Here is a 19,424-nt window from a genome sequence, read left to right on the forward strand (position 1 = left end):
GCTCGCAAGAACAACGCGGTCAGTCCCCTCTCCCTTTGGGAGAGGGTTAGGGTGAGGGGCTTTTAATTGCTGATGGCGAGAATACTCGCCTGATACGCGCCGACAAACACATCGAAATCGCCGACTTCGTTCTGCTCAAGCTCGGTCTGCTGCGCCAGCGATGCGCGCGCCAGTTGTTCAAACTTCGCTTGCTCGTCAGCCGCCAACGGCTCGCTGCGGAAGAACTCGGCGTGGGTCTGACTCTGGCGCAGGGAGAACTGCGCAAAGCTTTCCTTGTGCTCGGCCATGGCGGCCAGCACCTGCGCCGATGGCGTCAGCGACGGGTCGTTGACCTTGGCCAGTTGCGCATCCAGCGCCTTGCTGTGGGCATCGCCGCCAACGCTCTGATCGAGCATCGCCGCCAGCGGAGCAATCTGCTCGAGCAGTTCGGCCGCCCACTGCTTCATCTCGACCGGCTCACCGTCACGCTGCAATTGCAGGCCCGGACGGCGACCTTCCTTGACCACGCTGAGGAAGTTCGAGGTGGCGTTGCCGCACGAAGTGTTGGTGAGCAGCGGGCTGTCGTTCAGCGCGCAGTACAGCAGGAAGGCGTCGATGAAGCGCGATTCGGTGAGGTCGATGCCCATTGGCAGGAACGGGTTGATGTCCAGGCAGCGCACTTCGACGTACTGGATGCCGCGCGCCATCAGCGCCTGGATCGGCCGCTCGCCGGTGTAGGTCACGCGTTTCGGGCGGATGTTGGAGTAGTACTCGTTTTCGATCTGCAGGATGTTGGTGTTGAGCTGCACCCACTCACCATCCTTGTGCGTACCGACTTCAACATACGGCGCATAGGGCGTGGCCACGGCTTCGCGCAGGCTGTCGGTGTAGCTCGCCAGATCGTTGTAGCACGGTGTCAGGCCGGCCTGGGCGTTGCTCTGATAACCGAGATCGCTCATGCGCAGGCTGGTCGCGTATGGCAGATACAGCGTGTCCGGGTCGAGCTGCTCGAGCTGATGCGAACGCCCGCGCAGGAAGCCGGCGTCCAGCGCTGGCGAGGCACCGAACAGGTACATCAGCAGCCAGCTGTAGCGACGGAAGTTGCGGATCAGCGCGATGTAGGACACCGACTGGAAATCGCGATCGGTGCCGACGAAACCTTCGACCTCGCGCAGCAATGGCCAGAGCTGTTCCGGCAGGGAAAAGTTGTAGTGAATACCGGCAATGCACTGCATGGTCTTGCCGTAACGCAGGGCCAGGCCCTTGCGATAGACGTATTTGAGCTGACCGATGTTGGAGGTGCCGTAATAGGCAATCGGGATGTCTTCCTCGGCCGGCAACGGGCACGGCATCGATGGACTCCACAGGTACTCGTTGCCGAGTTTGCTGTAGGCAAAACGATGAATCTTGTCCAGGCTTGCCAGCGTGTCGGCAGGATCCGGCAGGGCGGGGGTGATGAATTCCAGCAGCGACTCGGAGTAGTCGGTGGTGATCTGTTCGTTGGTCAGCGCGGAACCCAGGGCTTCGGGGTGCGGCGTTTGCGCCAGACGACCTTCACTGGTCACGCGCAGGCATTCACGTTCGATACCGTGCAGGCACTGCTTGAGCAGAGAGAGGTTAGCGCGCTCGCCAAGCAGAGCCAGGCGGCGGTTGAGAAGTTCGCTCAATTTGGATTCCTTCACGCGTCAGTCGCCCCAATATGGGGGTGGGCAGGACGGTCTACAAGGGTGAAGTTGAAACTGGCGTTATCGCCTGGTTTTTCGGGCCTGTCAGCCGCACACATGACCCGCAGGAGCTGCCGAAGGCTGCGATCTTTTGATCTTGCTGTTGAAAAACAAAATCAAAAGATCGCAGCCTTCGGTAGATCCCACAGGATTCGTTGCGCCGAAATTAACTCAAAATGATGAGCAACATCTACAGGACAGCGAAGGTGCCTTGCGCTTTTGCGACCAGTTTGTCGCCCTGCATCACCTCGGCTTCGACCACCAGCGTGCGCCGGCCCGGGTGGATCACCCGCGCCGTGCACAGCACCTCGCCGTCGGAAACGGCGCGGATGTAGTTGATCTTGCATTCGATGGTCGCACTCTGCTGATCGAAGCCATGGCTGCTGGAACAAGCCAGGCCCATGGCAATATCGACCAGACTGAACAGCGCACCGCCGTGCAGTTTGCCGCCGCGGTTGCGCAGCTCGGGCTCAAGCGCCAGGGCGACTTGCGCCACCCCGGTTTCGAGGCTGTGCAGGCGACAGCCCAACAGCTTGAAAAACGCGCTCTCGACGAGCCCGGCCGGCATGTCCATCAGCGTTTCTTCAACTGTTTGGCGTTGGCGAACAGCGAGGCCATCGCGTTGTTCACCGGCGCGGCGGTAGCGGTTTCCTTGCGCGGCGCGTTGCCCGAAGACTGGCGCGGTGCCGAGCCCGGACGCGAGCCACGGGCGCCGTCGACCTTCTCGCCGGGAGTGTCGCTCATGCGCATCGACAGGCCGACGCGTTTGCGCGGAATGTCGACTTCCATGACCTTCACTTTCACCACGTCACCGGCCTTGACCGCTTCGCGTGGGTCCTTGATGAACTTCTCCGACAGCGCCGAAATGTGCACCAGACCGTCCTGATGCACGCCGATGTCGACGAACGCACCGAACGCCGTAACGTTGGTGACGACGCCTTCAAGGATCATCCCCAGTTGCAGGTCCTTGAGGTCCTCGACGCCTTCCTGGAATTCGGCAGTCTTGAACTCCGGACGTGGATCGCGACCGGGTTTTTCCAGTTCTTGCAGGATGTCGGTGACGGTCGGCAGACCGAAGGTTTCGTCGGTGAACTTCTTCGGATCCAGGCGCTTGAGGAACGCGGCATCGCCGATCAGCGAGCGGATGTCGCGGTCGGTTTCAGCGGCAATGCGCTGCACCAGCGGATAGGCTTCCGGGTGCACCGCCGAGGAATCCAGCGGGTTATCGCCGTTCATTACGCGCAAGAAACCGGCGGCCTGTTCGAAGGTTTTCTCGCCCAGACGCGCAACTTTCTTCAACGCCGCACGAGTCTTGAACGCACCGTGTTCGTCACGGTGAGCAACGATGTTCTGCGCCAGCGTTGCGTTGAGGCCGGAGATTCGCGCCAGCAAGGCCACGGAGGCAGTGTTCACATCCACGCCCACGGCGTTCACGCAGTCCTCGACCACGGCGTCCAGACCGCGCGCCAGTTTCAGCTGCGAGACGTCGTGCTGGTACTGGCCGACACCGATGGATTTCGGATCGATCTTCACCAGTTCGGCCAGCGGATCCTGCAGACGACGGGCGATCGACACGGCGCCACGGATCGACACGTCGAGATCCGGGAATTCCTTGGCCGCCAGTTCCGACGCCGAGTACACCGAGGCGCCGGCTTCGGAAACCATGACCTTGGTCATCTTCATCGCTGGGTATTTTTTGATCAGCTCGATCGCCAGCTTGTCGGTCTCGCGGCTGGCAGTGCCGTTGCCGATGGCGATCAGATCCACCGAGTGCTTGGCACACAGGGCGGCCAAGATGGCGATGGTCTGATCCCATTTGTTGTGCGGCACGTGCGGGTAAACCGTGGCGTGGTCGAGCAGCTTGCCGGTGGAGTCGACCACGGCCACCTTGCAGCCGGTACGCAGGCCCGGGTCGAGGCCCAGGGTCGCGCGCGGGCCGGCCGGAGCGGCCAGCAGCAGGTCGTGCAGGTTGTGCGCGAACACGTTGATTGCTTCGGTTTCGGCGCCATCGCGCAACTCGCCGAGCAGGTCGGTTTCCAGGTGGGTGTAGAGCTTGACCTTCCAGGTCCAGCGCACCACTTCACCGAGCCATTTGTCCGCCGGGCGGTTCTGGTTCTGGATGCCGAACTGCTGAGCGATCATGCCTTCGCACGGGTGCATGGTGCCGGGCAGCTCATCGCCGACTTTCAGCGCGGAGCTGAGAATGCCTTCGTTGCGGCCACGGAAAATGGCGAGGGCGCGGTGCGACGGCATGCTTTTCAGCGGCTCATCGTGTTCGAAGTAATCGCGGAACTTGGCGCCTTCCTCTTCCTTGCCAGCGATAACGCGGGCACTGAGGATCGCTTCCTGTTTGAGGAAATTACGCAGCTTTTCCAGCAGGCTGGCGTCTTCGGCGAAGCGCTCCATGAGGATGTACTTGGCGCCTTCCAGTGCAGCCTTCACATCGGCCACGCCTTTTTCGGCGTCGACGAAGCGCGCGGCTTCGGTCTCCGGCGACAGGTTCGGGTCGTTGAACAAGCCGTCGGCCAGTTCGCCAAGGCCGGCTTCGAGGGCGATCTGGCCCTTGGTCCGGCGCTTCTGCTTGTACGGCAGGTACAAGTCTTCGAGTCGGGTTTTGGTGTCGGCGAGCTTGATGTCGCGCTCGAGGGCAGGGGTGAGTTTGCCTTGCTCTTCGATGCTGGCGAGGATGCTGATGCGCCGTTCGTCGAGTTCTCGCAGGTAGCGCAGGCGCTCTTCCAGATGACGCAACTGGGTGTCGTCGAGGCTGCCGGTGACTTCTTTCCGGTAACGGGCGATGAAGGGAACGGTAGAACCTTCATCGAGTAGCGCGACGGCCGCTTCGACCTGTTGTGGGCGTACGCCGAGTTCCTCGGCAATGCGGCTGTTGATGCTGTCCATAAAACCACCTGACATAGTTTGAAAGCAGGCTCACAGGCGCGCAGATAAAGGCCTGGAGGCTGATTGAGCGGCTGGAAAATTGCCGCTGCCTGGATCAAGAGGCTGCCCATTGACCCGTGAAATCGAACAGTTGCTGCACAGGGCCGGAAAAAATACCGGCCACTTACGGTAACGATTCAGACGTTGCCTGGCGCAAAACGCCGCGCATTATAACCAGCGTTCTGTCATTCGGGGGCGTCGCAGCCTGTAGGCATAAACCCCGGTTTTCTGGCAGTGAAGGAAAAATCTGCTAACAATGCACACGGTGCGTATAACGGCAGCTACGCCATAATGCGCGCCGAGCTAAAAGGAGCATCCAATGAGCAGCACTGCACAAACGGCTGAAGGCGAAAAAATTCTAATCGTTGATGACGATCCGGGGCTGAGCAGCCTGCTGGAGCGTTTCTTCGTCAGCAAGGGCTACCGTGCCCGTACCGTTCCGAACACCGAGCAGATGGACCGTCTGCTGGCGCGTGAAGTGTTCAATCTGGTCGTCCTCGACCTGATGCTGCCGGGCGAAGACGGCCTGACCGCTTGCCGCCGCCTGCGTGGCGCGAACAACCAGATTCCGATCATTATGCTCACCGCCAAGGGCGATGAGCTGAGCCGTATCAAGGGCCTTGAACTGGGCGCCGACGATTACCTGGCCAAGCCGTTCAACCCGGACGAGCTAATGGCGCGGGTCAAAGCGGTATTGCGCCGTCAGGCCGCACCGGTACCGGGCGCACCGGGCAGCGAAGACGAAAACGTCACGTTCGGAGATTACGTGTTGTCGCTGGCGACCCGCGAGCTCAAGCGCGGCGACGAAGTGCACATGCTCACCACCGGTGAGTTCGCGGTACTCAAGGCGTTGGTGATGAACGCGCGTCAGCCACTGACCCGCGACAAACTGATGAACCTGGCCCGTGGTCGCGAATGGGATGCGCTGGAGCGCTCCATCGACGTGCAGATCTCGCGTCTGCGCCGGATGATCGAACCCGATCCGTCGAAACCGCGCTACATCCAGACCGTCTGGGGCGTGGGTTACGTGTTCGTACCGGATGGCACCGCCACCAAGTGATCGGTGATTTGTAGGAGCGGGTCTGCAAGGCTCTGGTCGCACGACCATTGCCACAGACTCGCAATCCGCAATATGCGAGCATTGCTCGCTCCTGCAAGTGTGTAGCGGTTAAAGATGAAAACCCCCGTCTGGTTCCCCCAAAGTTTTTTCTCCCGCACCCTCTGGCTGGTGCTGATCGTCGTGCTGTTTTCCAAGGCGCTGACCCTGGTTTATCTGTTGATGAACGAGGACGTGCTGGTGGACCGCCAATACAGCCATGGTGTCGCTCTGACGTTGCGCGCCTATTGGGCCGCCGATGAAGAAAACCGCGCAAAAATTGCCGATGCCGCGACCCTGATCCGTGTGGTCGGCGCCGGTGTGCCGGAAGGCGAGCAGCACTGGCCGTACAGCGAAATCTATCAGCGTCAGATGCAGGCGGAACTGGGTGCCGACACTGAGGTGCGCTTGCGCATGCACTCGCCGCCGGCACTGTGGGTGAGGGCGCCGAGCCTGGGCGATGGCTGGCTCAAAGTGCCGTTGTATCCACATCCGTTGCGCGGGCAGAAGATCTGGAACGTGCTCGGCTGGTTCCTCGCCATCGGCCTGTTGTCCACAGCGTCGGCATGGATTTTCGTCAGCCAGCTCAACCAGCCGTTGAAGCGCCTGGTCTATGCCGCGCGGCAACTTGGCCAAGGCCGCAGCGTGCGCCTGCCGATCAGCGACACACCCAGCGAAATGACCGAGGTTTATCGCGCCTTCAACCAGATGGCCGAGGACGTTGAACAGGCCGGACGCGAGCGCGAGCTGATGCTGGCCGGGGTTTCCCACGACTTGCGCACACCGCTGACGCGCTTGCGCCTGTCGCTGGAACTGATGGGCGATCACACCGACCTTACCGACGACATGGTCCGCGACATCGAGGACATGGACGCGATTCTCGACCAGTTCCTCGCGTTCATCCGTGACGGTCGCGACGAGTCGGTGGAAGAAGTCGACCTCAGCGATCTGGTGCGCGAAGTCGCCGCGCCGTACAACCAGAACGAAGAGAAAGTGCGCCTGCGCCTGGAACCGATCCAGCCGTTTCCGCTGCGTCGAGTGTCGATGAAACGCCTGCTCAACAACCTGATCGGCAACGCCTTGAACCATGCCGGCACCGGCGTTGAGGTGGCGGCTTATGTGTCCGGCGATACCAGCGCGCCGTATGTGGTCCTGAGCGTGATGGACCGTGGCGCCGGGATTGATCCGTCCGAGCTTGAGGCAATCTTCAACCCTTTCACCCGAGGTGATCGGGCTCGCGGTGGCAAAGGCACCGGATTGGGACTGGCGATCGTGAAAAGGATTGCGGCGATGCATGGCGGCAATGTCGAATTGCGCAACCGGTCCGGGGGTGGACTTGAGGCCCGCGTGAGATTGCCGCTGGGGTTGATGTTGCCGAGAGATGCGGTTTAGAGGCAGCTGCAAGCTACAAGCTACAAGCTACAAGCAAGAGCGACTTCACTTGCCGCTTGAAGCTTGCCGCTAGCAGCTGCTTCTCTACCCCTTGCCCTTGGTGCGGGTCATATTTGGCCCGCCATTCTTTTCAAGATGCTCGATGATGATCCCGGCGACATTCTTGCCAGTGGTGGTCTCGATGCCTTCCAGTCCCGGCGACGAGTTTACTTCCATCACCAGCGGCCCGTGATTGGAACGCAGGATATCCACACCCGCCACTGCCAGCCCCATGACCTTGGCAGCGCGTAACGCGGTCATGCGTTCTTCCGGGGTGATCTTGATCAGGCTGGCGCTGCCGCCGCGATGCAGGTTGGAACGAAATTCTCCCGGTTTGGCCTGGCGCTTCATTGCCGCGATCACCTTGTCGCCGACCACGAAGCAGCGGATGTCGGCGCCGCCGGCTTCCTTGATGTATTCCTGAACCATGATGTTCTGCTTCAGGCCCATGAACGCCTCGATCACCGACTCTGCCGCCGTGGCTGTTTCGCACAGCACCACGCCAATGCCCTGGGTGCCTTCGAGCACTTTGATCACCAGCGGTGCGCCGTTGACCATGGCGATCAGGTCGGGAATGTCGTCCGGCGAGTGGGCAAAACCGGTGACCGGCAAACCGATGCCGCGCCGCGACAGCAGCTGCAGTGAACGCAATTTGTCCCGCGAGCGGGCAATGGCCACCGACTCGTTGAGCGGGAACACGCCCATCATTTCGAACTGACGCAACACCGCGCAGCCGTAGAACGTCACCGACGCGCCGATCCGCGGGATCACCGCGTCGAAACCTTCCAGCGGTTTGCCGCGGTAATGGATCTGCGGCTTGTGGCTGGCAATGTTCATGTAGGCGCGCAAGGTGTCGATCACCACCATTTCATGCCCGCGCTCGATTCCGGCTTCGACCAGACGGCGGGTGGAATACAGACGCGGATTACGCGACAGCACAGCGATCTTCATGCAACACCTGTGGAGGAGGTAGATACCGGGAACACCGGCTTGTCTTGTACATACTTGATGCCCGGATTGACCACCAACTGGCCATCGATCAGGGCTTTGGAACCGAGCAACAGGCGATAGCGCATGGACTTGCGGCAGGCCAGGGTGAACTCCACCGGCCAGACCCGATCACCCAGGGCCAGCGTGGTGCTGATCACGTAGCGCACCTGCGCATGGCCGTTGGAGCTTTTGATGGTTTTGCGTGTGACCAGCGGGGCTTCGCAGCGCCGGTGACGCAACTGCACCACCGTGCCGAGATGCGCAGTAAAGCGCACCCATTTCTCGCCGTCGCGTTCGAACGGTTCGATATCTGTGGCGTGCAAACTGGAGGTGCTGGCGCCGGTGTCGATTTTGGCGCGCAGGCCCGCGACTCCCAGGCCCGGGAGCGCCACCCACTCGCGCAGACCGACAACGGTCAAATGATCAAATGTCTTCAAGGAAAAAAACCAAGGGTTAACGCTTCCAGGCCTCGTCCGGCACCTGGGCCAACGCTTTGAATGCAGGTCTGGCGAACCAGTAGCCCTGCATCAGAAATATTCCACAGTCCGCGAGGAAATCCCGTTCCCCGGCGCTTTCTATGCCTTCGGCAATGACTGTAACGTCCAACTCCGCACACATTGTGACAATCCCCCGCACGATCACCTGACGGACACGGTCCTGGTCAACATCGCGGATCAGCGCCATGTCGAGTTTGATCAGGTCCGGTTGGAAATCAGCCAGCAGATTGAGCCCCGAATAGCCGGCACCGAAATCGTCGATGGCGGTCTTGAAGCCGAATTCGCGGTATTCACGCAGAATATTGGTCAAATGGCGATAATTATCTACGTGCTCGATTTCCAGGGTTTCGAAAATCAGTCGGTCGATCGGAAAGTTGTGTTTTCGTGCGGCCTCCAGTGTGCTGCGGATGCATAGCTCTGGACGGTAGACGGCGTTGGGCAAAAAGTTGATCGACAAGTGTGTCTGCATATTAAGACTGGCCGCACCTTCGATGGCGCGAGTCCGGCAGAGCTGGTCGAAGCGGTAGCGGTTGTCTTCTGTAACCTGATTTAACACGGACAGCGCACCCTCACCGGCCACGCCGCGCACCAGCGCTTCGTGGGCGAATACCGATTGGTCGCGCAGGTCGACAATTGGCTGATAGGCGAAGGCAAAATCGAAGTCCAGCGGCTCGCTCTGCTGACAGCCCTGGCAACCGCCCTTGGGTGAGGTCAATGAAGTCGGAAATTTTGTCACTCGGTCACTCCAGGCCGGTCAGGCGGCGAAGATCACAGTCTATCTGGTGGGCCGGGTTCTTGCGCCCGACAGAAACGGTAGTACAGTTCCGACTACTGGCTGAGCGAGGAATTCATATGGGACAGAAGCAGGAGGAGGACGACAAGGTCCGTCTCGATAAGTGGTTATGGGCGGCGCGTTTCTATAAGACCCGGGCCTTGGCCAAAGCGGCGATTGAAAGTGGCAAGGTGCACTGTCGCGGCGAACGCTGCAAACCGGGCAAGGAGCCGCGCATTGGCGATGAGTTCGAGATTCGCACCGGCTTCGAAGTGCGTACGGTGAGGGTGGAAGCTTTGTCGATCGTGCGTCGTGGCGCGCCCGAGGCGCAGACCTTGTATGCGGAGACCGAAGCGAGTATCGCCAAGCGTGAAGCGGCTGCGGCAATGCGCAAGGCGGGGTCGTTGGGCGTGAGCACCGATGGCAAGCCGAGCAAGAAGCAGCGGCGCGATTTGTTCAAATTTCGCGGTAGCAACGACGAGTAAAAAGATCGCAGCCTGCGGCAGGTCCTACAGTTGGAATGCGATCCCTGTAGGAGCTGCCGAAGGCTGCGATCTTTTCGAGGCTCCACCATTTACCGGGCGGAAATTACACTCATCCGCGACACCATCGGCAGCTTGCCCAGCAACGCGAAAATCGGCGCGGTCAGCTTCAACCAGAGGTTCGACGCGTGATAGGCAAACGGCGTGTAGTAACCCCAGCCCAACGCCCACACCGCCAGCAGCAAGCCGCCGATGTAGTCGTCCTGACCCCAATGCGCGCCAGCCACCAGGCGCGGCATCATGAACAGCACTGCCAGACCCCAGACCGTCAAGAACTGCCCGATCGTGCGACTGAAGACGCCCATGAACAGAGCCCAGATCAACAGCACCGAAGCATGATCACCGGGGAAGCTCTGGCCCGAACGGTCCTTCAGCTCCCAGGTTTTTTCCAGGTGCGGAAAGTAATCGCTGATGTGCACGGCGCCCTCAAGCACCATTGACGGGCTGCTGTGCTGCCAGCCCATGTGATCGGCAAATTTGGAAAACAGCGCGCGGATCAACACCATCAGTAACAGTATCGAGAAAAAACCGAAGAACGCGCGACGCACGTCGATCGCCCTGAAGACCCAGTCGCCCTTGATCAGCAGCGTCAACAGAATCAGTCCGACGACGATGTCGAACGGGCGCAGACTTGCAATTGCCCAGATGTGGAGCCATATCGGGTTGCTGGCCAGCGGTGCATTCAGCGAGCGGAACAGCCACTCGTCGAAAATCACACACAGCATCTGACCCGTAGGCCATAACCAGAAAGCCAGTAGCGCCAACGGCACTACGTTACACAGAACCAGCCGGCCGAGGTTCCACCTTGATTGGAACAAACCCGGATTGTTCATAAAATGCCTCCCATGGCGAAAAAGCGCCGGCCCCAAAAAAAGTGCCAGCGAGCGCAAATTTTCACGTTTTGTAACCATTTTGTCATCACATTCAGATACCCAGACCTATGACCGACTTAGCGGATACCGATTTCACTCAACGCTTCATCTTCGATGACAGCGACACTCGCGGCGAACTGGTAGCGCTGGAGCGCAGCTACGCCGAAGTCCTCGCCAAACACCCGTACCCGGAGCCGGTCGCGCAGTTGCTCGGCGAGTTGATGGCGGCTGCCTCGTTGCTGGTTGGCACTCTGAAGTTCGATGGCTTGCTGATCTTGCAGGCACGCTCGGAAGGGCCGATCCCATTGCTGATGATCGAATGCTCCAGCGAGCGTGAGATCCGTGGCCTGGCGCGTTACGACGCCGAGCAGATCGCCGCAGACGCCACCCTCAGCGATCTGATGCCGAACGGCGTTCTGGCCCTCACCGTCGATCCGACTGTTGGCCAGCGCTATCAGGGCATTGTCGATCTCGACGGCGAAACCCTGTCCGACTGCTTCACCAACTATTTCGTCATGTCGCAGCAAGTCGGCACGCGCTTCAAGCTGTTCGCCGACGGCCGTCGCGCACGTGGCATGTTGCTGCAACAACTCCCCGCCGATCGCCTGAAAGATGAAGAAGATCGCGCCGCCAGCTGGCAGCACATCACCGCGCTGGCCGGCACTCTGGGCGCCGATGAGCTGCTGAGCCTGGACAACGAAACCGTGCTGCACCGCCTCTATCACGAGGAGCAGGTGCGCCTGTTCGATGTGCAGCATCTGCGCTTCAGTTGCAGCTGCTCTCGGGAACGCTCCGGCAATGCGCTGGTCAGTCTTGGGCTGGAAGATGCGCTGGCGCTGGCAGCCGAGCAGGGCGGAAAAGTCGAGATTGATTGCCAGTTCTGCAATCAGCAGTACCTGTTCGACGCGGCTGATATCGCTCAACTGTTCGCTGGCGCGGGCGTCGATACGCCGTCAGATACCCGTCACTAAAACGGTTCAGCGCAGGTAAATTCACTGCGCAATGACGGAATATCGCCGTTACGACGGGAGGACCCTACTCTTTTTGGGCTTTTCTGGCATAATCCGGCCCACTTTTTTCGCGGTAGTAGTGCACGACTTTCTACTACAAAACGTTTGGAGCACACTCGGCCACTGGCCGACGGGGAACCTCATGACGCAAGCCAATAACGCCGTGTACACCGATCTGAGTGTTGATGATCTGGTAAAAGAAGCCCTGAATCGCGGTGAAGGCGAGCTTGCCGATACCGGCGCTCTGGTTGTTCGCACCGGTCACCGCACCGGCCGTTCGCCAGTCGACCGTTTCATCGTTGAAGAGCCTTCCACCCAGGCCGCTATTGCCTGGGGCCCGATCAACCGCAAGTTCCCGGCCGACAAGTTCGATGCCCTGTGGGCTCGCGTCGAGGCCTTCAACAACGCGCAAGAGCACTTCGTTTCCCACGTGCATGTAGGTGCGGCGGAAGATCACTACCTGGCCGTGAAAATGACCACGCAGACTGCCTGGCAGAACCTGTTCGGTCGTTGCCTGTTCATCAACCCGGCCCAGTACAACCCGGCTGGCCGTGAAGAATGGCAAGTGCTCAACGTCGCCAACTTCGAGTGCGTGCCTGAGCGTGACGGCACCAACTCCGACGGTTGCGTGATCATCAACTTCGCGCAGAAGAAAGTGCTGATCGCCGGCATGCGTTACGCCGGTGAGATGAAGAAAGCCATGTTCTCGGTGCAGAACTTCCTGCTGCCGGCCGCTGACGTGCTGCCAATGCACTGCGCTGCCAACATCGGCGAAGACGGCGACGTGACCCTGTTCTTCGGTCTGTCGGGCACCGGTAAAACCACCCTGTCGGCCGACGAAAGCCGTTACCTGATCGGTGACGACGAACACGGCTGGGGCGAGGGTGTGGTGTTCAACATCGAAGGCGGTTGCTACGCCAAGTGCATCGACCTCTCCGAGAAGAACGAGCCGGTCATCTGGAAAGCCATCAAGCACGGCGCGGTGCTGGAAAACGTGGTTATCGACGACGCCAAGCACGCCGACTACGCCGATGTCAGCCTGACCCAGAACAGCCGCGCCGCCTACCCGCTGGAGCACGTTGCCAAGCGTTCCGAGAAGAACCTGGGTGGCGAGCCAAACGCAGTGATCTTCCTGACCTGCGACCTGACCGGCGTACTGCCGCCAGTGTCGATCCTCAACGAAGAACAAGCGGCCTACCACTTCCTGTCCGGCTACACCGCGCTGGTGGGCTCGACTGAAATGGGTTCGGGCAGCGGCATCAAGTCGACCTTCTCCACCTGCTTCGGCGCACCGTTCTTCCCGCGTCCGGCTGGCGAATACGCCGAACTGCTGATCAAGCGCATCCGCGGCTTCGGCTCCAAGGTCTATCTGGTCAACACCGGCTGGACCGGCGGCGGCTACGGCGTCGGCCAACGCTTCAACATCCCGACCACCCGCGCAGTGATCGCCGCGATCCAGAGCGGCGCACTGATCGGTGCCGCCACCGAGCACCTCGACACCATCAACCTCGACGTGCCACTGGCCGTTCCGGGCGTCGACACCAACCTGCTCAACCCACGCAACACCTGGGCTGACAAGGCAGCGTACGACGAGGCAGCGAAAGCACTGGCCGGTCTGTTCATCGAGAACTTCAAGAAGTTCGAAGTGAGCGACGCGATCAAGGCGGCTGGGCCGAAGTTGTAAGTAGCGGTTTGCAGTGAATAAAAAACCGCCCTTTGGGGGCGGTTTTTTATTTCCGATCTGAAATGCAGCTTGGTTGGACTCAAAGACGTGGCTTGCCCTGGCTATGTGTCAATCAGCCAGTGCACTCAGCACATGGACAGGATCGTTATGAATGGCCTTGAGTAGTGCTTTGGCCGGGCCAGTCGGCTGACGACGACCTTGCTCCCAATTGCGTAACGTTCCCAATTGGACATCGATCAAGGCTGCGAACTTTGCCTGCGTCATTCCCGTCGCTTTGCGAATCTGTTTAACCTGTAATGCATCCACATGGAATTCGCGGGACGGCTTTTTTTCACCCCGAAGAATCTCATCCATTTCCTGCACGCTTTCCATCAGCTCATCAAAAAACTTGCTCATGGTTACCTCCAGTTTCCAATCATGGCCTTCAGTGCTTTCCGTTCGTCATGGGTAAGATCCTGCTGCTCGTTTTTTGGATAAATCATCAACAACGCGATCTGTGATGCTGAAACGAAGTGGTAGTAGATAACCCGTGCGCCACCCCGTTTTCCATGGCCTTTGGAGGCGACTCGTGCTTTACGCACCCCGCCGGTTCCTTCGATTACATCGCCAATAGACGGGTTTGCGACCAACTGCTTTTGAAAGGTGGCGTAGGCATCGTCGTCCAGTAACTCTCTTACTCGGCGGGTGAAGACTGAAGTCTCAATAAAAATCATGGTCAATGTACGCCAGTGACTTACTTTCAGGCAATGCTGAAGTGTTGATAACGATGACTGGTGCCTGGTCGCCGACAGATGATGGCGGCGATCAGGCTGCTCGCCTTAGGCAGGGGCTTTCCAGTTGAGCATCTGTGTCTGCGCGACTTGCAGCAGCTCGCAGCCGTCCTGTCAGCAGGTACAGAGCGTGGGTGATGTGGGTGTCGCTGATCAAAGCAGCGACACCCACGACTATAGGTTCGCACCACCACCTCGCGATAGCCGACAAGGCATCGCGTGAAGTAGGAACGGGACGAACAAAGCGCCAGACGTTGCTACCGATTGTTCAACGCCTTTCAACGCAGATGCTGGTAACCGGAAATATCCAGCAGGCTTGTGGTCAGTCCGGTTGCCGGGCGGTAGATCGTGCCTTTGACTGCTGAAAACGGCACGCCTTTGCTGCCCAGCGAGACAGAGCGCTCGCCTTTGTCCAGCTCGGTGAAATAGGTGTAGGACTGGCTGTGCATCTTCTTGTAGCGGGCCTCGTCGCTGACGATGGCGCCAGTGAGGGGCAGCAGATCGGCATCGGTCAGATTGAGGGTTTTGCTCAGTGGCACGCCCCAGCGCTTGAGGCAGGTCTCGGCGAGATGGCGAACGATGCGGCCGGGTTCGATCAGCGCGTTGAGGTCGCTGCTGTTGATGGGCTCGCCGCCGAGCGCCGTGGCGTTGCCAGCGAGGGTGGCGTGGCGGCCGGCCATTGGATAGATCGAGGTTTTGGTGCCAGTGGCGGTTTGCGGGATCACGCAGCCGAAGCCTTTTGAGCGCTCGTCGCGGGCATAGAACGCGATGTATTCCTTGACGTTGGATTGGAGTTTGACGCGGTTTTCCTGAAAGTTGCCGATGCCCGGAACTGGATCAATGGCAAAGATGTTCACCGGAATATGTTTGAGTGCAGGATCCTTGTACATTGCATTGGCGAGCATATGGCAACTGATGCCGCCCCGGCTCCAGCCGACAAGATTGACTGTGGTTGGAATAATACCGTCCTTGCGGAAAGTCTTGATGATCTGTTCCTGTAACTTTTGTTGGGTGATACTGCGGTCGCCATAGTTGTATTTGCGCCAGAGCCACGAGCCCTCGACTTTTACATCGTCAATGGGAATGCCGGCGCTTTTGAGTCGGTTATATTCCTTCTCGGTCAGTTGTTGCCGTTGCCAGTCGCACTTGCCTTTGATGATATTCACAGCGTGCTGGACGTTTTCCTCCCAGCCTTTACCAAACAGCGTTCCGGATAGCCCGTATTCCTTGGTTTTGGTGAACAGATCATCGGCCTGCAGGTTGCCGCTGCCAGGCCCGTCGACCACGATCCATTCAGCGAACTCACGGCCGGTGTGGTGTGCAGCGAGTGTGGATACAACTTCGCCGTCCCAAAAACTTTTATGATTGATATCGAATTTGTTGGAGCCGGTACCGCAAAAGAAAATGGTTAAAGTTGTCATGCTTTTGCTCTTTCGAGTGAATAAGAGCAGTCACGTTAGTTTCAGAGGGTTGTATTGATAAACGGTTTGGTTGTTTCTGCGTTTGTAAGTTCTGAGAATTGCCTTGATTGTATGGGGCCGTGTTTTTGCAGAGCGCCTGTAGTGCAATTAATATCTGCAACGCGTCAAATCGCTGATCCGATGTATCATTTCGAATTGATTGGATCCCGACCTTTTCTCGACTCGCTGAAATCGCCCGCTAGGCTTTGGGCATGGCAGCAGTCAAAGGAGTGACAGTAAATGCACCACACCCTGGAACAGGTTTTTGGTTATCCACAGTTTCGCCCCGGTCAGGAGGCCGCTGTCAGCGCGGTGCTGGCGGGGCGATCCGCGGCGGCGATCTTTCCCACCGGCTCCGGCAAATCGCTTTGCTATCAGCTGCCGGCGCTTTTACTGCCACACCTGACATTGGTGGTTTCGCCGTTGCTGGCGTTGATGCAGGATCAACTGGCGTTTCTCAAGCGCCACGGTATCTCCGCGGGCAGCATCGATTCGGCACAAAGCCGTGAGGATGCCAACGACGTCATGGCCCGTGCGCGTTCGGGTGAATTGAAGATTCTGATGATTTCCGTCGAGCGTCTGAAAAACGAGCGGTTCCGCAACTTCTTGCAGCAGGTGCCGATCTCGTTGCTGGTAGTCGACGAAGCTCACTGTATCTCGGAATGGGGCCACAACTTTCGGCCGGACTACCTGAAATTGCCGAACTACCAGCGCCAGTTCAACATCCCGCAGGCCTTGCTGCTGACCGCCACGGCGACACCAAAAGTCATCGCCGACATGCAGGCCAAATTCGCCATTGCTCCGGACGATGTAGTGACCACCGGTTTCTATCGGCCCAACCTCAACCTCCTGGTCGAGCCTGTACGCGGTCAGGACAAACGTCGGCGTCTGGTCGAATGGATGAGCGAGCGTCCCGGGCAACCGAGCATTGTCTACGTGACGTTGCAGAAGACCGCCGAGCACATCGCCGAGCATCTTCAACGCAACGGAATCCAGGCCGAGGCATACCACGCAGGTTTGCCCCACGATCAGCGTGAAGACATTCAACGCCGCTTCATGGTCGGGCAGTCCAATTGCATTGTCGCCACCATTGCCTTCGGCATGGGCATCGACAAGAGCGACATCCGTAACGTGGTGCATTTCGATCTGCCCAAATCCATCGAAAACTACAGCCAGGAAATCGGCCGCGCCGGGCGTGACGGGCAGCCTTCGGATTGCCTGGTACTGGCGAATCGCGACAGCCTCAATGTGCTGGAAAACTTCGTCTACGGCGATACGCCCGAGCGTGATGGAATTCGTTATGTGCTCGAAGAGCTCAATGCCTCAGTTCCGGAAGGACAATGGGAGTTTCTGCTTGGGCCACTCTCGGATCAGAGCAATATTCGCTCGTTGCCGTTGAAGACTTTGCTGGTGCAGTTGGAGCTGCGAGGTCTGATTGCGCCGCGTTACGCCTATTACGCTGAGTATCGCTTCAAATATCTGCTTGAGCCTGAAGCATTGCTCCAGCGCTTCGAAGGCGAGCGCAGCGATTTCGTCGCGGCGCTCATCCGGACGTCTACGCGAGCACGCACCTGGGCCACGGTAGATTTCGAGGCGATGTACTCGCAGTATTCCGCCGAGCGCAATCGAGTGGTGACAGCGCTGGATTACTTCCAGGAAAAGGGCTGGGTCGAGCTTGAGAGCAAGCAGATGACCGAGGTCTACAATCTGCTGCAAAGTGATTTTGACAGCGACGCCCTCAGCGCTGAGCTCCACGAGTATTTCACTCGCCATGAACGGACTGAGGTGGCGCGAATTCACGCCATGCTTGACGTGTTCGCCACCGAACGCTGTCTGGGTTATCGCTTGGCCGAGTATTTCGGAGATCACAATGCCCCTCAGCGATGCGGCCATTGTTCGGTATGTCATGGCCGGGTTGCGCGGTTGCCTGAGCCGCCAGTGTTGCCGCCGCTTGTGGATAAAAATTTCGCGCAATTGTGCGGTGAACTTATCCACAGGCATGAGCAGCACACAGGCAAGCTTCCGACGGCCGAGCGCCTGACGCGGTTCCTCTGCGGAATCAGCGTGCCGTTGTTCACCAAACTCAAGGCGCGGGCGATACCGGGTTTTGCTGCGTTGGAAGAGTACCCTTACGCGCAGGTACGCGATTGGGCGCAAGAGCACCTCTGACCCCTGTAGGAGCTGCCGAAGGCTGCGATCTTTTGATGTTGATTTTTCATGATCAAAAGATCGCAGCCTTCGTCAGCTCCTACGTCAAGTGTCATCAAGCGGGGACTCTATCCATCCGCTGAATGTCGATCATCACGCTAATAAACTTCAAAAAGCGCTGCTGCCTGACTAAGGTTGGATTCTGTCTTCGGGCCACCCACAAGAGAACAACATGAGCCAGACATCCTTCGATATTCAGCAGGCGGCGGTAATCGGTGCGGGCACCATGGGCCGCGGCATCGTCATGTGTCTGGCCAGTGCCGGCGTGAGCGTGCAGTGGGTGGACAACAATCCACAGATGCTCGAGCAAGCGCTGACAACGGTCGCCGAGACTTATGCCCACAACGTGCGTCAGGGTCGCATCGATCAGGCCGAGGCGGATGCGCGAATTGCTCGTGTGTCTGCGGCGGCGGATTACGCGGCGATCCGCAATGTCGACTTGGTGATCGAAGCGGTGTACGAAAACCTCGAGCTGAAGCAGAAGATCTTTCGCGAACTCGATGGCCTGCTCAAACCTGAGGCTCTGCTGGCGAGCAATACCTCGGCGCTGGATATCGACGCGATTGCCGCCGCAACCCGGCGCCCGGCACAGATACTGGGCCTGCATTTCTTCAGCCCGGCGCACATCATGAAACTGCTGGAGATCGTGCGAGGTGCGCAAACGTCACCAGCTGCGCTGGAGGCCGCGCTGGCTCTCGGCAAACGCATGGGCAAGGTCAGCGTGGTGTCGGGCAACTGCCATGGTTTCATCGGCAATCGCATGCTGCATCCGTATGTACTTGAAGCGCGCAAGATGCTCCTCGAGGGCGCTTATCCACACCAGATTGACGCCGCGCTGCAAGGCTTCGGCTTCGCCATGGGGCCGTTTCGCATGTACGACGTGGTCGGCATCGATCTGGAGTGGCGTGCTCGGGAGCTCGCTGGTAAAGGGCAGGATGCACCGCAGGTTCAGATCGATAACCGTCTGTGCGAAATGGGCCGGTTCGGGCAGAAGTCTGGTAACGGCTACTACCACTATGAGCCGGGCAGTCGCCAGGCCGAGCATGATCCCGAGGTCGATGCATTGGTGCTGCGGGTCAGCGAAGAGCTGGGTTTCCAGCGTCGCGACATCGGCGCCGAAGAAATTCTTGAGCGCTGTTTGCTGGCACTGGTCAACGAAGGCGCGAAGATCCTGCAGAAAGGCATCGCCGGCTCGGCCCATGACATTGATCTGGTATATTTGAACGGTTATGGTTTTCCAGCAGAGAAGGGCGGGCCAATGGCCTGGGCAGATCAGCAAGGGCTGGCGGATATTCATCAGCGCTTGCTGGCGCTGGAGACGCGCCAGGGCGACCAGTGGAAGCCGGCGCGGTTGATTGGCGAGCTGGCGGCGCAGGGGAAGGGGTTTGCTGATCGCTGACACTTGTCGGCCGTGCTGACGTCTTCGCGAGCAGGCTCGCTCCCACAGACTAT

At 59.2% G+C, this 19,424-nt stretch carries 17 protein-coding genes; 7 read left to right on the top strand and 10 right to left on the bottom strand.

Annotated features, from left to right (window positions below):
- Positions 1–62: 62 nt before the first annotated feature.
- From gshA to PS14A_RS00570, 3 genes are all read right to left on the bottom strand, one after another.
- On the bottom strand, positions 63–1,646 hold the full coding sequence (gene gshA / locus PS14A_RS00560; protein ID WP_212615048.1) for a glutamate--cysteine ligase: 1,584 nt from the start codon (positions 1,644–1,646) through the stop codon (positions 63–65).
- 247 nt (positions 1,647–1,893) lie between these two features.
- On the bottom strand, positions 1,894–2,277 hold the full coding sequence (locus tag PS14A_RS00565; RefSeq protein WP_024011182.1) for a PaaI family thioesterase: 384 nt from the start codon (positions 2,275–2,277) through the stop codon (positions 1,894–1,896).
- A complete protein-coding gene (locus PS14A_RS00570; protein ID WP_212615049.1) occupies positions 2,277–4,601 on the bottom strand; it encodes a Tex family protein in 2,325 nt (774 codons plus the stop codon). Before PS14A_RS00570 ends, PS14A_RS00565 begins: the two co-directional genes overlap by 1 nt.
- A 358-nt stretch (positions 4,602–4,959) precedes the next feature.
- Between PS14A_RS00570 and ompR the strand changes: the two genes are divergently transcribed.
- Both ompR and PS14A_RS00580 read left to right on the top strand, forming a co-directional pair.
- Positions 4,960–5,700: a two-component system response regulator OmpR gene (ompR, locus tag PS14A_RS00575; protein WP_039756430.1), complete on the top strand. Its 741-nt coding sequence runs from the start codon at positions 4,960–4,962 to the stop codon at positions 5,698–5,700.
- Positions 5,701–5,814: 114 nt separating this feature from the next.
- Complete coding sequence (locus PS14A_RS00580) at positions 5,815–7,128, top strand: ATP-binding protein (RefSeq protein ID WP_016770645.1); 1,314 nt, start codon at positions 5,815–5,817, stop codon at positions 7,126–7,128.
- Positions 7,129–7,212: 84 nt separating this feature from the next.
- Here the strand turns inward: PS14A_RS00580 and rimK are convergent, their stop codons facing one another.
- From rimK to PS14A_RS00595, 3 genes are read right to left on the bottom strand one after another with little or no spacing between them, the layout of a single operon-like run.
- The gene (gene rimK, locus PS14A_RS00585) at positions 7,213–8,118 is read right to left on the bottom strand and encodes a 30S ribosomal protein S6--L-glutamate ligase (RefSeq protein ID WP_024011184.1); all 906 of its coding nucleotides are present in this window, start codon (positions 8,116–8,118) and stop codon (positions 7,213–7,215) included.
- Positions 8,115–8,576 (bottom strand): ATP-dependent zinc protease, encoded by a 462-nt coding sequence (locus PS14A_RS00590; protein WP_172667902.1) that lies wholly within the window; start codon positions 8,574–8,576, stop codon positions 8,115–8,117. The genes rimK and PS14A_RS00590 overlap by 4 nt, the downstream gene beginning before the upstream one ends.
- Positions 8,577–8,610: 34 nt before the next feature.
- Complete coding sequence (locus tag PS14A_RS00595) at positions 8,611–9,390, bottom strand: EAL domain-containing protein (RefSeq protein WP_122881279.1); 780 nt, start codon at positions 9,388–9,390, stop codon at positions 8,611–8,613.
- Between the two features lie 116 nt (positions 9,391–9,506).
- Here PS14A_RS00595 and PS14A_RS00600 point away from each other — a divergent pair, with 116 nt between their 5' ends.
- Positions 9,507–9,911, top strand: coding sequence for a S4 domain-containing protein (locus PS14A_RS00600; RefSeq protein ID WP_122698817.1), 405 nt, complete (start codon positions 9,507–9,509; stop codon positions 9,909–9,911).
- An 89-nt stretch (positions 9,912–10,000) separates the two neighbouring features.
- On the opposite strand, the gene PS14A_RS00605 is transcribed toward PS14A_RS00600, so the two are convergent.
- Positions 10,001–10,801, bottom strand: a complete 801-nt coding sequence (locus PS14A_RS00605) for a phosphatase PAP2 family protein (protein ID WP_137215065.1) — start codon at positions 10,799–10,801, stop codon at positions 10,001–10,003.
- Between the two features lie 107 nt (positions 10,802–10,908).
- Here PS14A_RS00605 and hslO point away from each other — a divergent pair, with 107 nt between their 5' ends.
- Positions 10,909–11,811, top strand: a complete 903-nt coding sequence (hslO, locus tag PS14A_RS00610) for an Hsp33 family molecular chaperone HslO (RefSeq protein ID WP_212615050.1) — start codon at positions 10,909–10,911, stop codon at positions 11,809–11,811.
- A 181-nt stretch (positions 11,812–11,992) separates the two neighbouring features.
- Entirely contained in the window at positions 11,993–13,534 is a 1,542-nt protein-coding gene (locus PS14A_RS00615; RefSeq protein WP_016772179.1) for a phosphoenolpyruvate carboxykinase, read from the top strand.
- A 108-nt stretch (positions 13,535–13,642) separates the two neighbouring features.
- Here PS14A_RS00615 and nadS read toward each other — a convergent pair whose 3' ends face one another.
- The 3 genes from nadS to PS14A_RS00630 form a co-directional block, all read right to left on the bottom strand.
- Positions 13,643–13,930 (bottom strand): NadS family protein, encoded by a 288-nt coding sequence (gene nadS, locus PS14A_RS00620; RefSeq protein WP_064363398.1) that lies wholly within the window; start codon positions 13,928–13,930, stop codon positions 13,643–13,645.
- Between the two features lie 2 nt (positions 13,931–13,932).
- Positions 13,933–14,247 carry a type II toxin-antitoxin system RelE/ParE family toxin gene (locus PS14A_RS00625; protein WP_130910162.1) on the bottom strand — a complete coding sequence of 105 codons (315 nt, stop codon included), beginning with the start codon at positions 14,245–14,247 and terminating at the stop codon, positions 13,933–13,935.
- Positions 14,248–14,582: 335 nt separating this feature from the next.
- Positions 14,583–15,725 carry a hypothetical protein gene (locus PS14A_RS00630; protein ID WP_212615051.1) on the bottom strand — a complete coding sequence of 381 codons (1,143 nt, stop codon included), beginning with the start codon at positions 15,723–15,725 and terminating at the stop codon, positions 14,583–14,585.
- 279 nt (positions 15,726–16,004) lie between these two features.
- Here PS14A_RS00630 and PS14A_RS00635 point away from each other — a divergent pair, with 279 nt between their 5' ends.
- Complete coding sequence (locus PS14A_RS00635; RefSeq protein ID WP_212615052.1) at positions 16,005–17,933, top strand: ATP-dependent DNA helicase RecQ; 1,929 nt, start codon at positions 16,005–16,007, stop codon at positions 17,931–17,933.
- 211 nt (positions 17,934–18,144) lie between these two features.
- Positions 18,145–19,371, top strand: coding sequence for a 3-hydroxyacyl-CoA dehydrogenase (locus tag PS14A_RS00640; protein WP_212615053.1), 1,227 nt, complete (start codon positions 18,145–18,147; stop codon positions 19,369–19,371).
- Positions 19,372–19,424: the final 53 nt, after the last annotated feature.

It is taken from the genome of Pseudomonas sp. 14A, from assembly GCF_018132745.1.
GTDB lineage: Bacteria > Pseudomonadota > Gammaproteobacteria > Pseudomonadales > Pseudomonadaceae > Aquipseudomonas > Aquipseudomonas mercuritolerans.